The following is a 13,759-nucleotide window of genomic DNA, read 5'->3' on the forward strand; positions in this document are numbered from 1 at the left end:
ACCCGAACTTCGTTCCCGTCAACCCCGCCAGGTCACGCACATACCATAACAACGGCATCTCAGAAGGACCGTCATAGGTGTGCCTTTTGCCGTTGATAATCAATTGCATAGACTGAACCTCCGCGTTTTCAGTCTAGCGTTTTTTCCTCTCCGGTGCCTACCGCGAAATCGCCGCAGGAGATCACGGACGCGGTGCAGACGACGGTTCCCAGACGTCTTCGGTCGTCGCGACAAGCTCTTTCATCGTCGTCCATGCGCGCGCGCCGGGTACATCGTGTGCGCCGCGGATCGCGGCCAAAGCGAAAGCGCGCAGGCGTTCGCGGACGCGTGTCTTTTCCGCCTCGGGCCATGTTTCGAACGGGTGCGGCCCACGCACCACGACAAGCTCCTTAAGCCCCGCCACGCGGTCGTAGGAGGTGATCGTGCCTTCAAGGCTGGCGGCGTAGTCCCAAAGCCCGCGCGCGAAGAAAGCGGCAGGCCATGTCTTCATGCCTGCGAGGATCGCCGAGCCGGGGAAGAACACGATGTTGTGCTCGATCTGGCTCGCGCCGATGAACAGGCCGCGATCCTTGCCGAGCCCGCGTTCTTCGTCCTCGGGCGTTGGTGTTGCCGAAACGAAGCCGGGGCCGCTTGTAAATTCCGACATCAGCATCGCACCCTTGATCGAAGGGTCGCGGCGGGGTGGCGTGCAGGTGATCTCGACGAGGTCGTAGCTGCAATCCTTGTCGAAGTTCATCGTCATCGCCCAGCCGCTCGCCATCGTGCCGCGCGAATTGCCGAGCAGCAGCGTCGGCAGTTCGGCGGTCTTGCCGCGCAGCGCGCGCGCTGCGTCGGTACCCGCGTAGAGCTTGCCCTTCGGCGACAGGGCGCGCATCCCTTCGCCCGAGCGGAGGCTGGCGAGCGCCGCCAGCAGATCGCGGCCCTGCTGCAACGTGTTGGTGTCGCTGTAGCCGCTCGAAACGCCGACACCGCGCCGGTCGTAGGCAAGCACGTCGAAGCCCGCCGCATTGAACATCGCCATCATTGAACGCCACCCGGCCTGACCGGGGGATCCAGTGCGTGTGTTCGGGAAGGAATTGATCGCGGTTTTCCCGGTTTCGATATGGATGCTGTAAAGCCGGTCCTCGGGATGATCGATCGCGGTGAGGCGCGTGCCGCCGCCGCCGCTCATCACGATGAGCGCGCGCACCTTGCGGCCCTTCGCGCCCGGTACGCCGCGCCCCTGCATATACCAGCCGCGCAGCTTCACCGGCGTGTCGATGCCCTTGTGGATGCGCTCGTGCGCTTCGGCGGGGGCAGTGAATTCAACGGTATAGGTCTTCGCCTCGACCGCGGCGATCGGCTCCCGATAGGGCGCCTGCGCGAAGAACGCCGGGCGCCGGATCACGGCAAGGTCGAGGTTTGCGCCTTCGCTGATCTTGCCGAGCAGGTGGCGATGATGCGGATCGGTGATGCGATGCTCGCGGTTGGGCGGTTTGCGGCCATTTACGACGGGTGAGACCCGCGCCGAACAGACCGGATCAGCCTTGCATTGAAGCCAGCGTGCACGGAGCGTCTCGTCGGCGAATTCGTCGACATAGAAATCACCCTTGTAGTCCGCGGGAGGACGGGCACCGACGGTGGTGAAGGGAACGCAGACCTTCGCACCCGTCTTCGAGGCGATGAGATAGCCGGGGAGCACCATGTCGCGGTCGTAGGCGACATAGGTCTCGCACTCGGGGGACGGGAAGCGCTCGGCGGCTTCAGCGGGCATGAATCCCGCCATCGGCAGCAGCAGAAGGCCCACTCCGGCATAGATGTTCCACCGCATAGTCCGCGTCCCCCTCCAGATGATCGGGGCGACCTTAAGGAACGCAACTGTCAGGAAGCTTGCATGGGTGCTCATCCACCGAACGTACGCTGGATCGTGAAGCCCACATAGGGTCCGCTGTTCAGTTCGCGCCGTTCGATGTGGCGGATCGGAGACAATCCGCGCAGCCCTGTGTAGAGGCTGCGCGTGCGGATCACCGGGCTGTTCGTAAGGTTCTTGGCGAAGGCCCGCAGCGTCCACGCGGCATCCGGCTTGTATTCGATGAAGGCGTCGACGCGGTCGGGCACGCGGTCGATCTCGACCTCGTCGATCTTGAACGTCGTTTCCTTCTCGGCGTGCACGTAGTTGATGCCCCAGCGGGTGTGCCAGCGCGCGATATCGTGCGTCAGGCTCACCTTGGCTTCGATCGGCAGATCTTCCGAAATACGCCGCCGCTCGCCGGTCACCGGATCGGTGACGCGGCTATGGCGCCAGAGGCCGCTGCCCTGCAGGGTGACGCCCGCCAGCCCTAGCGGATCGAAGGGCAGGTTGAAATCGAACTGCACTTCCTGGCGACGGCCGCTGCCGATGTTGCCCACGGCGTCGTAAACGCCCTCGTCGGTGAAGACCGGGATGCGGTCGACGACGTCGCTGATCGCTTCGTGCCGGGCGGTGACCACGACCGAGCCCTTTCCGATACGGTGTTCCCAGGCGAGTTCGCTACGCCAGAGACTGTCAGGCTCCAGATCCTTGTTGCCCGCGGTGACAGTGCCGCCCGTGAGCGACGCCGAACTGACGAAGTCGGCGAAATCGAGCTGGCCGACCGAGCGCTCGAAGAGCGCGCGGATTTCGTCCTGCGGCGACGGCGCCCACCGCACGAGGAGGCGCGGCTTGATGAACGACAGCGATTTCCTGAGCGCGCTGTCGCCGCTCTGCGTCAGCCTCGAGGTTTCGTAGCGGCTGCCTGCCTCCACCGTCAGTGCGCTCGATAGATGCCACGCCGCCGTGAAGAAGGCTTCCGCGCGCTTTTCCTCGATGCGGACGTTGGCGGCGGGGAGGGGGATGTCCACGCCGTCCTCTTCGAGCGCACTGTGGCTGTCGAGGATGTTGAGCGCGCCTTCGATGCCGCCTTCGAGCGAGACGTTTCCGGCCTTCCGGCGCAGCACGCCGCGCAGGATGGTCTCACTCGCGTCGGAACTTTCACGGGTCACGTCGTCGCCGCTCGGCGCGAACGATTTGTCGGTGCCGTTGATTCCCGTCGTCCGCCGTAGCGCGAGCAGTTCGATCTGACTACGTGCGCCGACCGCGCGGTCGTAGTGGAAGCCGATTTCCGTCGATTCGGTGTTCACGCGTTCGGTGCCGGACGCGTCATAGGGCGTAGGGAAGATCACTTCCTCGCCGATGTTCGCGAACATCTTCTTCATCTTGTAAAGGCCGTTCACGCGCGCCGTGCCGCCCGCCAGCGGCAGTTGATAGCTGCCGAGCACTTCGCGGATGTTGTCGCCTTCGGGCTGGCCGTAAACGCCGAGCCGGACCGGGGTGCCGTCCTCGGCGTAGCGATTGCGGCTGCCGAAGCCGTGCTCGTCGTCGATGTCCCGATAGATGGCACCGGACAAGTCGAGGATGTGGCCGCCCGCGACATGGCGGAGTTCGCCGGCGAGGCGCGGCGCGTCATAGCCGTGGCGGTAATTCGCGTAGGTGCCCTCGATACGGCCGCTCAGCGACTGCGTGTGGCTGCGCACGACGTTGGCGAGCAGCGTGTAGCCCTGCATGTCGTAACCCGCGCCGCTGCGGATCAGCTCGATGCGCTCCACGCTTCCTGCCGGAATGCGCTTCAGCACGTCTTCGAGTGTGTCTTCCTTGCTCGTCGGGCGCTGGCCGTCGACGAGGACGTTGCCGCCCGCGCCGGAATAGCCGCGCAGCTCGCTGTCGCCTTCTTCGAGACGGAAGCCTGGTACCAGCTTCACGATGTCGAGCGCGGATACGGGCTGCGCACTTGCGAAGTAATCGGGTTCGAACGCCGTCACGCTGCTGCCCGCGTCAGCCGCCACGGCGGCGGTATGCGTTGAAATCAATAGAACGGCAGCAAGCGTCCAGCGGGAAGGAGAACACAAAAACATTCGCAAAAGCCCCTTGTGATGATGACGGGGGGCTTTTGCCGGAACGCACCTGACACGCGTCCGGCAGCAGGCGTCAGGGAAATGTCAGTTGCGAAATGTGGCGTGAATCAACGTCCGGCGAGATCGTCCGCGATCACGTTTTCGCTCTCGGCGCGGATCTGCTGCTTGATCGCATTGAGCGCAGCCCATTCCGGCTGCTTACGCAGCGGTTCGCGCACCTTGGCGATTGTGGGCTCGCGCTTTCCGAAGGAGTCGATGTCCTTGTATTCGTAGACGAACAGCGCATCCCACGAGGCGCCGACGGGATAGCGATTGAGGAAGATGCGGTAGCGCGAAAGAATGCCTTCGCGCATCCAGCCCTGCACCTGCGGGATCACATATCCGTCGACGTATTTCTTGTATTCGGCGAGTTCGCGATATTCGTAGGGAATGACATAAAACACGCGGCCGCTGGCACGCGGCGCTGCGGCGCCGTCTTCCCACAGGAGATCGGCGGATACGGTGATCTCCGGTTCGCCGAGCGCGAGGCCCTTCGCATCGAGCCCGCCGGGCGACGTGCGCTCCAGCGTTTTCCATTCCGCGACGTCGGCATAATCCTTGAACTGGATGATCGCCATCGCGTCCCAGGTCAGCGTGTCGTTGTACCAGTTGAACAGGAACTGGTAGTCGGCGATCTTGCCCGCTTTTTTCAAGGCTTCGAAACGCTGAGTTCCGGCGCCTTCCAGATATTGGCGAAACGCAGGCCGCTTCGCTGCCGTGCTCTTGTAGGTGATCAGCAGGCTTTTCGGGCCGCTTTCCGCGTGCGCGGCGGTCGGCAGGCTGACGGCGCAAAGCATGAGCATCGCGAACGCGGCGGCAAGGGTGCGGATGGCCTTAAGCGGCCGCGACAGGATCAGGATCATGATGTTCAGACCAGCTTTGAGTGGACGGTGGGAAGCGACAGCGCCGCGGAATTCACGTTGACGCTGCGATCGAAGGTCATCGTGTCGCCATCGAAGCGGCACACGACGGTGTCGCGGAAGGCGGTTTCCGCGAATTGCCAGATCATCTCGAACGTGTCCGGCGCGGTCCAGCGCCCGCCCGCGACGACGACCATCGAATCCGGCTGATACTGGTGGTGCAGCTTGTTGCCGGTTACGCTCGTGCTACCCTCGATCCAGCGGCCGAGACCGACGTCGACGTTGTGTTCGCCGCGGGCATCGCGCATCGTGAAGCGGCAGCGCCCCTCTTCGAAGGTGAAACCGAGGCTCTCGATGCCCTCGGCATTTTCGCTCGCCCTGAATTGCTTGCCTGAAATGCGTGCCACCACAGGCGAGGTCGTGGCGGGAAGCGCCGGAAGCAGCGACAACGTGCGGGTGCGCTCCGTAAGCGCAGCATAACCGCTGTTGCTGGGCGGCAGGCTCGCGGCGCCAAAGGCGGCGGGAAAGTGCTTGTCGACGATCGGGGAGAGCATCTCGCTCTTGCGGATCGCGCCGGTGACGGCGAGCACGGCGTCGTGATCGGGGAACACGATCGACATTTGCGTGAACAGGCCGACCGCATAGAAGGTCTTGTTGGCGCCGATCCACCACTGATAACTGTATTCGCCCTCCGCCACCTGCGGCTTGCTCACCGCCTCGACCCATGCGGGGGAGAGGATCTGCTGACCGTTCCAGCGGCCCTTCTGCGCGTAGAGCATTCCGAGCTTCAGCGCATCGGCGGTTTTCCAGGTGAGGCCGTTGCCGCCCGGGTTGATGCCGCCGGGGCCGACATCCCAGCTGAGCCCGGTGATGCCGAGCGGCTTGAAGAAGCGCGGCTCCATATAGTCGCGGAGCGTCTGGCCGGTCAGCTTGGTGACGATGGCGGAGAGCATGAAGCTCGCCGCGCTCGAATAGACGAAGCGCGTGCCCGGCTTGTGAACCACCGGCACCTTGAAGAATTCCGCAACCCAGCTCGTCTTGATCTGGCGCCACACAGAGCCGGAGATTTCCTCGGCGTGGCCGGTGCGCATCGTCAGCAGGTCGCGCACGGTCATCGCGGCGAGGTTTTCGCTTACGATCGGCGGAAGCTCGTCCGGGAAGAAGGAAATCACCTTGTCGTCGATGCCGAAGAGACCCTCGTCCATCGCGATGGCGACGCCCGAGACGGCGACGCTCTTCGTAAGCGAGTGCATCATGTGCGGGCGGTCGGCGCGGTAGGGCGCCCACCATCCTTCGCTGATCACGTCGCCGCCGCGCGACAGCATGAAGCTGTGCAGCTCCAGCCCGGCGCCGCGCACCTCGTCAAGGAAGGCAAGGATTGCCTGCGGATCGACGCCGTGCGCTTCGGGACGGGCGCGGGGCAGGCCATCCACGAGGGATACGGTCGGCGCCGAAATCCGTGCGCACGCTGCAAGGCTCGGCAGTGCGAGCAGCCCGGCGCCGCCAAGTGTCAATCCGGTGAAGCGGCGCCGTGAAAGGCTGAAGGTTTCCGCTGTTTTCAATGTTGTCTCCCCCGGCACGCGATGCCGTCCTCGAATATTAGACTAGGAAACCTGTCTGTCGCCAAGCTGTCGTCCCGGCGACACAGGCGAGACAGGTTTGTGACAGCTATGCGGACTATCGTCAGCCTGTCACCGGTGGCCGTGCCTTGCGGCCCGCCGGGAAACGAGTCGTGGCGTGCCGATCGTGCGCGTCCGAACATGGGGAAACTGCCGCTCTCCTTCGGGCGGAGAAAAAAGGGGTGCAAGGAATGGCCACGAAGTGGAAATGGATCGCCGGACTCGGCGTCAGCGGAATTGCGATGGCGGCAGCCGGTCAGGCGATGGCCCAGCAGGCCGAATCCGATACGCAATCGGGGTTGGCGCTTGAGGAAATCGTCGTCACCGCCGATCGCAAGGACAGCTACAGCGCGGATTTCGTGCAGGCGGGCAGCTTCCGCGGCGCGCGCCAGATCGATACGCCGCTCACTGTCAGCGTCATTCCCGAGCAGGTGCTGAAATCTCAGCAGGCGCAGAGCATCCTCGATGCGCTCCGCAACTCGCCGGGCGTCACCAGCTCGCAGACGAGCCCCACGGTCTACAACAACCTCTCGATCCGCGGCATCCCGGTCGAAAACCGCGGCAACTACCGCCTGAACGGCTCGCTGCCGATCGTGAACCTCATCGACCTGCCGCTTGAAAACAAGGTGCGCGTCGAAGCGCTGAAGGGCGCGTCGGCGCTCTATTACGGCTTTACGACGCCGTCGGGCATCATCAACCTCACCACGAAGCGCCCGACGCTCGATCCGGTGTTCGCCGTCTCGGTGAACGGCAACGATCATGGCCAGGTACAGGGTCATATCGATGCGGGTGGAACGTGGGGCATCCTCGGCGTGCGCGGCAACGTCGCTTACGGCACTGTCGATTCGGGCATCGACAACACGTGGGGCCGCCGCAGCTTCCAGTCCGGCGCCTTCCAGCTGACGCCGTCGGACAATCTTCGCATCAACCTCGATGTCGAGCATATCTCGAAGGAAGTGACGGAACCGACGGTTATTCAGGGGCCGACCGCTGCTGCCAGCCTGCTCACCGTGCTTCCGCAGCTACCGAAAGCGTCCAGTAATCCCGGTAGCAGGGGCTTCATGAACAAGGCCGACGCGACCAACGTGCTCGGTCGTGTGGCGTGGAAGTTCACGCCGGCCTGGGAGATCGTCGCAGAGGGCGGTATTTCCTATCTCGAACGTGATCGCCGTTTTAGCACGCTCGGCAACTTCAATCCGGTGACGGGCCTTGGCACGCTCACCATGAACGCGGCCGATGGACAGCTCTACCGCAACAAGAACGGCCGCATCGAGCTTGCCGGTACGTTTGCGACGGGGCCCATCGTTCACGAGCTCCTGATTGGCGCCTCGAAGAACATTCGTCGTCAGTATTCGCCGTCGACCGTTGCGCGGGTCGGCACGGGTTCTGTGGCGACGCGCGCGAACTGCGTGCTGCTCGGTCTCACGACAACCTGCCTTCAGAGTGCCTACGATCCGATCGATCTTGCTGATGTCCGGTTCGACGGAACGACGGCCTACAACGCGACGCGTGATACATCGATCAAGGACACCGGCTTTTACGCTTTCGATCGGATGCGTTTCGGCGGCGTGAACGACGATATGTTCAGCGTCCTCCTCGGCATCCGCAAGTCGGACTACAAGGAAACGCAGGAAACGGTTGCCGGTCCGTCGATCGAAACCTTCTCGGACAAGCCCGTGGCGCTTTCGGGTGGCCTCGTATTCAAGCCGAAGGAATGGATCAGCGCGTACGCGACCTACATCGAAGGTCTCGAATCGACGCCCGGCGCGCCGCTTACCGCGAACAATGCCGGTGAAATCCTGCCTGCCAGCAACTCCACGCAGTATGAAGGCGGTATCAAGATCGAGCCGAAGAAGGGTCTGCTGTTCACGGCCGCCTACTTCGACATCACGCGCGAACTGACCTACGTCAACGATGCGAACTTCTTCGTGAAAGACGGCGAAGCGACGTATCGTGGTCTCGAATTCAGCCTTACAGGCGAGATCACGCCGGAACTTTCGCTCTACGGTTCGGCGCTGTTCCTGCGTGCGAAACAGGGCGAGACCTCGAACGCTGCACTTGTCGGCAATCGCATCGAAAACACGGCGAAGACGCAGTGGTCGGTCTCCGGGGAGTATCGTCTGACGCAGCTCGTCGAAGGTCTCGCGATCAACGCGGGCGCCTATTACACGGGCGCGCGCGCGATCAATCCGCAGAACTCGTTGTTCGTTCCGGGATACACGGTTTACGATCTTGGCGGATCGTACGCCTTCGAGATCGGGGGTGTAGGCATGACCGCGCGCATCAACGCCCAGAACCTCACCGGCAAGAAGTATTTCGCATCCACGAGCAGCAACTACCTCGCCTTCGGTGCGCCGTCGGTGATCAAGTTCTCGCTCACCGCGAACATCTTCTGATCGCAGGTTGCGCGATCACGTTCCGGCCGGTGTCCTCCTGCTGGCGACACCGGCCGGTGCATGTCGACTGTAACGGATAGTGCCATGAATCTCCTCCTGCTCCCCGGCGACGGCATCGGTCCTGAAATCTCCGCTGTAACGCGCCGGGTTCTGGAGGTGCTGGCAGAGACATGCGGCACGCCGATCACGATCGAGGAGCGTGCGATCGGTTTTGCGAGCCTGGCCGACTCCGGCACGACACTGCCAACCGGTGTTCTGGAACGCATACCGGAGGTGGACGGGGTCATCCTTGGGCCTGTCTCGCATTTCGATTATCCGCCGCGTGAGGTGGGCGGCATCAACCCGTCGGCGGCGCTGCGCACGCACTTCGCGCTCTATGCCAATATCCGGCCGTGCCGTTCGCGGCCGGATCTCACCATCCTGCCGAAACCTATGGACCTCGTGATCGTGCGCGAGAACACGGAGGGTTTCTATTCCGACCGCAATATGCACGCGGGAAGCGGCGAGTTCATGCCCGACGAGGACATGGCGCTCTCCATCCGCAAGATCACCGCGAAAGGCGCTTCCCGGGTCGCACGCGCCGCATTCGCTCTGGCGCGCACGCGCCGGAAGAAGGTGACGGCCGTGCACAAGGCGAACGTGCTGAAGCTGTCGGATGGGCTGTTCCTGCGCGAAGTGCGGAAGGTCGCCGCCGAATTCCCCGACGTGGAGCTGGAGGAGGTCATCGTCGATGCCGCCGCCGCGCTGCTCATCCGCAGCCCGGATCGGTTCGACGTGATCGTCACCACCAACATGTTCGGGGACATTCTTTCAGACGAAGCCTCCGAGCTCAGCGGCAGCCTCGGCCTCGGCGGATCGATCAACGCCGGCGACGAGATCTGCGTAGCGCAGGCACAACACGGCTCCGCACCCGATATCGCGGGCAAGGGGATCGCCAACCCCACATCGCTGATCCTTTCGGCGGCGATGCTGCTCGACTGGCTGGGGCGGAAGCACGCGCGGGGCGATCTCGTTTCCGCCGCCGCGCTGCTCGAAACGGCCGTCGAGGATGCCCTGAACAATCCTGCCACGCGCACACGCGATATCGGCGGCACGCTCGGCACAGCCGAATTCGGCGAGGCCGTGTGCAACGCGGTCCGGGTGCGGGGGCAGCGATGAGCGCCGCGCTGCTCCGGCCGGAAACGCTTGTGGTTCGGGATCGCGGCGGCGGTATACGCACGCGCCCGATGGTGACGGCGAAGGTCGGTTCGCGGCAGATGCTGAACGGCGTCACCGTCATCGATCCCGGCTGCGCGGTGCCGCTCCACATCCACAATTGCGAGGAAAGCGTGCTCGTGCTTTCGGGTACGGGCCGCGCGCATATCGACGGCGATGAGCATGATGTGCGCCCGCGTGACCTGACGTGGATTCCCGCGGGCGTGCCGCACTTCTTCCGCAACGTGTCGGACCGCGATCCGCTCGAAATCTTCTGGACCTACGCCTCGATCGACGCGACGCGGACGATTGTTGCGACGGGAGTCACCACCCGCATCGACGAAGAGCACGGCGAACGATGACCGCCGAAAGCCAGCTTGTCGGCCGGCACATCTTCGGCGCGGATGCTGCTGGTTATGCCAGTGCACGGCCGCACTATCCAGAATCGCTATATATTGCACTTGCCACTGAAGGCACGCTCGTGCCCGGCGCTGATGTCTTCGAGATCGGACCCGGGACGGGGCAGGCGAGCCGGCGGCTGATCGCAGCGGATGTCGGTTCGCTCACGCTCGTCGAACCCGATCCCGTGCTTGCCGTAGAGCTTGCGGGTTTGGGTGGCGGCGTTCGTGTCGTGAACGCGCCGCTTGAGGACGCGGGGCTGTCCGCAGAGGCCTTCGATCTCGGCGTTGCCGCCACCTCGTTCCACTGGGTGGATACATCGCGCGGGCTTTCGATGGTGCGTGATCTGCTGCGTCCCGGCGGCGTATGGGCGATGTGGTGGACCGTGCTTCACGATCCTGAAGCCGATCCGTTCAGCCGGGCGGTGTTGCCGCTCCTGAAAGATGCCGAGCTGCCGCCCTCACTGCGCGGACCGGAGCAGCGGCACTATTCGCTATGGACGGACGATCGCCTCGCCGAACTGCGCGCGGCGGGGTTCATGCACGCCGCGCACCAGATGCACGAAATGACGGTGCGGATGACCGCGGCGGAGATGCGCGCACTTTACGCGACCTTCTCGATGATCCGCCGCATGGCGCCGCCAATGCGCGCGCGCGTGCTGGATGGGATCGAGGCGGTCGGCGAACAGGGCTTCGGCGGCGTGATCGAGCGCCGCTTCCGGATTCCGCTGTTCCTCGCGCGCAAGGCGCCAGGGGCCGCATGAATTCGCGGGCTGGGCCGCCGATGATGGTGGACCTCCCCTCCGCGCTCGGCGCGCGGCTGCAGCGTATGCCGTGGGTGCATCGCATCCTCGCCGAGAACCTGCTCCGCCGTCGCGCGGTGGACGCCGATGCCGATCATGCCGCGGTAGAGTGGCTGGAACGCGGCGACCGGACGATCGAATTGCCCTTCGTGCCCACGCGCCTCCTGATGCATGACACGACCTGCGGCCCCGCGCTCGTCGATCTCGCCGCGATGCGTTCGGTGATCGCCGCGGAGGGGGGAGACCCGCGCCGGATCGTGCCCGGCCTTCGCGTCGATGTTTCCACCGATCACAGCATCGCGGTGGACAGCTACGGCACACGCGGCGCGCTCGCTGCCAATCTCGCCGCCGAGATGGCGCGCAATGCCGAGCGTTTCGGGCTGATGAAGTGGGCGGATAGCGCCTTCCCCTCGCTGCATGTGCATCCGCCGGGCACCGGCATCATGCACACGATCAATCTCGAACGCCTCGCCACCGTCGTCAGCCGCGAGACATGGCAGGGGCGCGAATGGCTGTTTCCGGATACGCTGATCGGCACGGACAGTCACACGCCGATGATAAACGGCATCGGCGTACTCGGCTGGGGCGTCGGCGGGCTCGAAGCCGAAAGCGTGATGCTCGGTATGCCGGTGACGCTGCGCGTGCCGGAGGTCGTCGGTATGCGCCTCACAGGGCGGTTCCGGCCCGGTGTGACGGCGACGGACCTCGCGCTCACCGTCACGGAAATGCTGCGTGGCGTGCGTCTCGATGGCCGCTTCGTCGAATTCTTCGGGCCGGGCGTCTCGACGCTATCGGCGGGCACACGCGCGGTCGTCGCGAATATGGCGCCCGAGTTCGGCGGCGCGACGGGGTATTTCCCGCCCGACGATGCCGTGATTGCCTATCTGCGTGCGACGGGCCGCGCTGAGGATGATGTGCGGCAGGCGGAGGCGTATTTGCGCCGCCAACAGCTCTGGTTCGATCCGGATGCCGCACCGGATTACGATCTCACCCTCGATCTCGATCTGGATGCCGTCGTGCCGAGCCTTGCCGGTCCGCATCGCCCGCAGGACCGGATCGCACGCGCCGCGACGGTGGCCTCGGCGGAGCGTCGCCCGGTCGCGATCGCCGCGATTACCAGCTGCACGAACACGTCGGACACGCGCCTGCTCGTCACGGCAGGTCTCGTCGCGCGCGTGGCTGCGTCGCGAGGGCTCTCCGTGCCATCATGGGTGAAGACCAGCCTCGCCCCCGGCTCGCCCACGGCGGCCGCGCTCCTCGAACGCGCCGGGCTGCGCGCGCCGCTCGAAGCACTCGGCTTCGCGATCGTCGCTTACGGCTGCACCACCTGCATCGGCAACAGCGGGCCGTTGTCGCCCGCCATGGATGCGCTGATGGCAGAGGGCGCGAAGCCCGTCGCGGTGCTGTCGGGGAACCGTAATTTCCCCGGCCGCGTGCATCAGGCGGTCAGCGATTCGTATCTCGCGCCGCCGCCGCTCGTCGTCGCCTATGCGCTTGCAGGCGATTTCAATATCGGCATCGAAGCCGATCCCCTCGGCACCGCGTCTGACGGATCGCCCGTCTTCCTCCGCGACCTCTGGCCCTCCGAAGGCGAGATCGATGCTGCGCTTGCCGCCGCCGCGAATCCCGCCGATTTCGATGCGGCCTATGCCGCCGCCGAAGCCAGCGCCACCTGGATGGCGCTTCCTGCGTCGAAGGGACCGCTTTACCCGTGGAATGAGGCCTCGACATATCTGCGGCCCCCGCCCTTCGTCGCGCGCGATGCGCAGTCGCGTCTGGGCCATTACACAGCGTCGCCGCTGCTCGTTCTGGGCGACGACATCACGACGGATCATATCTCTCCCGCAGGCGCGATTCCCGTGCGCGGCGAAGCGGGCCGCTGGCTCGTCGAACGCGGCGAGCGTGCCGACGATCTCAACGTCTTCTCCGCGCGGCGCGGCAATTGGGAGGTGATGCTGCGCGGGCTGTTCACGAACCCGTCCGTTCGCAATCTGCTTGGCCCCGATATCCCGGCGGGGTCGACAATCCATGCGCCGAGCGGCGAAGTGCTGCCGCTCTGGCAGGCCGCTGCCCGCTATGCGGCGGCGGGAGAGGCCGTGGTCGTCGTCGCGGGCGATCGCTATGGCATGGGCTCGTCGCGCGACTGGGCGGCGAAGGGCCAGTACCTCCTCGGCGTTCGTGCCGTGCTTGCCGTGGGCTTCGAACGCATCCATCGCTCCAACCTCTGCAACATGGGCATTCTGCCGCTGGAACTCCCCGCCGATGTGTGCCCGGCATCGCTTTCGCTCGGCACCGGGGATCGCATCGAGATCGACATGCCGGAGGATGCGCTGGCGCCGTCCGCGCCGTGCAGCGTGCGCGTGCTGTATGCAGACGGCCGCATCCGCGCTTTCACGGCGCGCGCGGCGGTGGAGACGGGCGCCGAGGTGCGGGTGCTGAAGGCGGGCGGTCTGCTGCCGCTGATGCTTCGCGCATCACTGACAGCTTCGTGAAAGACAAAGGCGCCTAGGATGATGCAAACAATGGGACTGCCCCCACGTC

9 protein-coding genes are annotated in these 13,759 nt (G+C 64.9%); 5 read left to right on the top strand and 4 right to left on the bottom strand.

The genetic code is table 11. The annotated features are described in order from the left end of the window. Positions 1-181: 181 nt before the first annotated feature. From ACFQ00_RS12180 to ACFQ00_RS12195, 4 genes are all read right to left on the bottom strand, one after another. Positions 182-1,810: a hypothetical protein gene (locus ACFQ00_RS12180; RefSeq protein ID WP_381491085.1), complete on the bottom strand. Its 1,629-nt coding sequence runs from the start codon at positions 1,808-1,810 to the stop codon at positions 182-184. 71 nt (positions 1,811-1,881) lie between these two features. Continuing rightward, positions 1,882-3,840, bottom strand: coding sequence for a TonB-dependent receptor domain-containing protein (locus ACFQ00_RS12185; protein WP_381491087.1), 1,959 nt, complete (start codon positions 3,838-3,840; stop codon positions 1,882-1,884). A gap of 176 nt (positions 3,841-4,016) precedes the next feature. Continuing rightward, entirely contained in the window at positions 4,017-4,811 is a 795-nt protein-coding gene (locus ACFQ00_RS12190; RefSeq protein WP_381491090.1) for a hypothetical protein, read from the bottom strand. Between the two features lie 5 nt (positions 4,812-4,816). After that, the gene (locus ACFQ00_RS12195; protein ID WP_381491093.1) at positions 4,817-6,370 is read right to left on the bottom strand and encodes a serine hydrolase domain-containing protein; all 1,554 of its coding nucleotides are present in this window, start codon (positions 6,368-6,370) and stop codon (positions 4,817-4,819) included. A gap of 248 nt (positions 6,371-6,618) precedes the next feature. Between ACFQ00_RS12195 and ACFQ00_RS12200 the strand changes: the two genes are divergently transcribed. From ACFQ00_RS12200 to acnA, 5 genes are all read left to right on the top strand, one after another. Beyond that, positions 6,619-8,823, top strand: a complete 2,205-nt coding sequence (locus tag ACFQ00_RS12200; protein ID WP_381491096.1) for a TonB-dependent siderophore receptor — start codon at positions 6,619-6,621, stop codon at positions 8,821-8,823. Between the two features lie 84 nt (positions 8,824-8,907). After that, on the top strand, positions 8,908-9,981 hold the full coding sequence (locus ACFQ00_RS12205; RefSeq protein ID WP_381491099.1) for an isocitrate/isopropylmalate dehydrogenase family protein: 1,074 nt from the start codon (positions 8,908-8,910) through the stop codon (positions 9,979-9,981). After that, positions 9,978-10,379: a cupin domain-containing protein gene (locus ACFQ00_RS12210; RefSeq protein ID WP_381491102.1), complete on the top strand. Its 402-nt coding sequence runs from the start codon at positions 9,978-9,980 to the stop codon at positions 10,377-10,379. Before ACFQ00_RS12205 ends, ACFQ00_RS12210 begins: the two co-directional genes overlap by 4 nt. Beyond that, positions 10,376-11,179, top strand: coding sequence for a class I SAM-dependent methyltransferase (locus ACFQ00_RS12215; protein ID WP_381491105.1), 804 nt, complete (start codon positions 10,376-10,378; stop codon positions 11,177-11,179). Before ACFQ00_RS12210 ends, ACFQ00_RS12215 begins: the two co-directional genes overlap by 4 nt. Beyond that, positions 11,176-13,710: an aconitate hydratase AcnA gene (gene acnA, locus ACFQ00_RS12220; protein WP_381491108.1), complete on the top strand. Its 2,535-nt coding sequence runs from the start codon at positions 11,176-11,178 to the stop codon at positions 13,708-13,710. The genes ACFQ00_RS12215 and acnA overlap by 4 nt, the downstream gene beginning before the upstream one ends. Positions 13,711-13,759 lie beyond the last annotated feature (49 nt).

Origin of the sequence: Sphingosinicella xenopeptidilytica (assembly GCF_042676985.1) — a bacterium.
GTDB classification, from domain to species: Bacteria; Pseudomonadota; Alphaproteobacteria; order Sphingomonadales; family Sphingomonadaceae; genus Sphingosinicella; species Sphingosinicella xenopeptidilytica.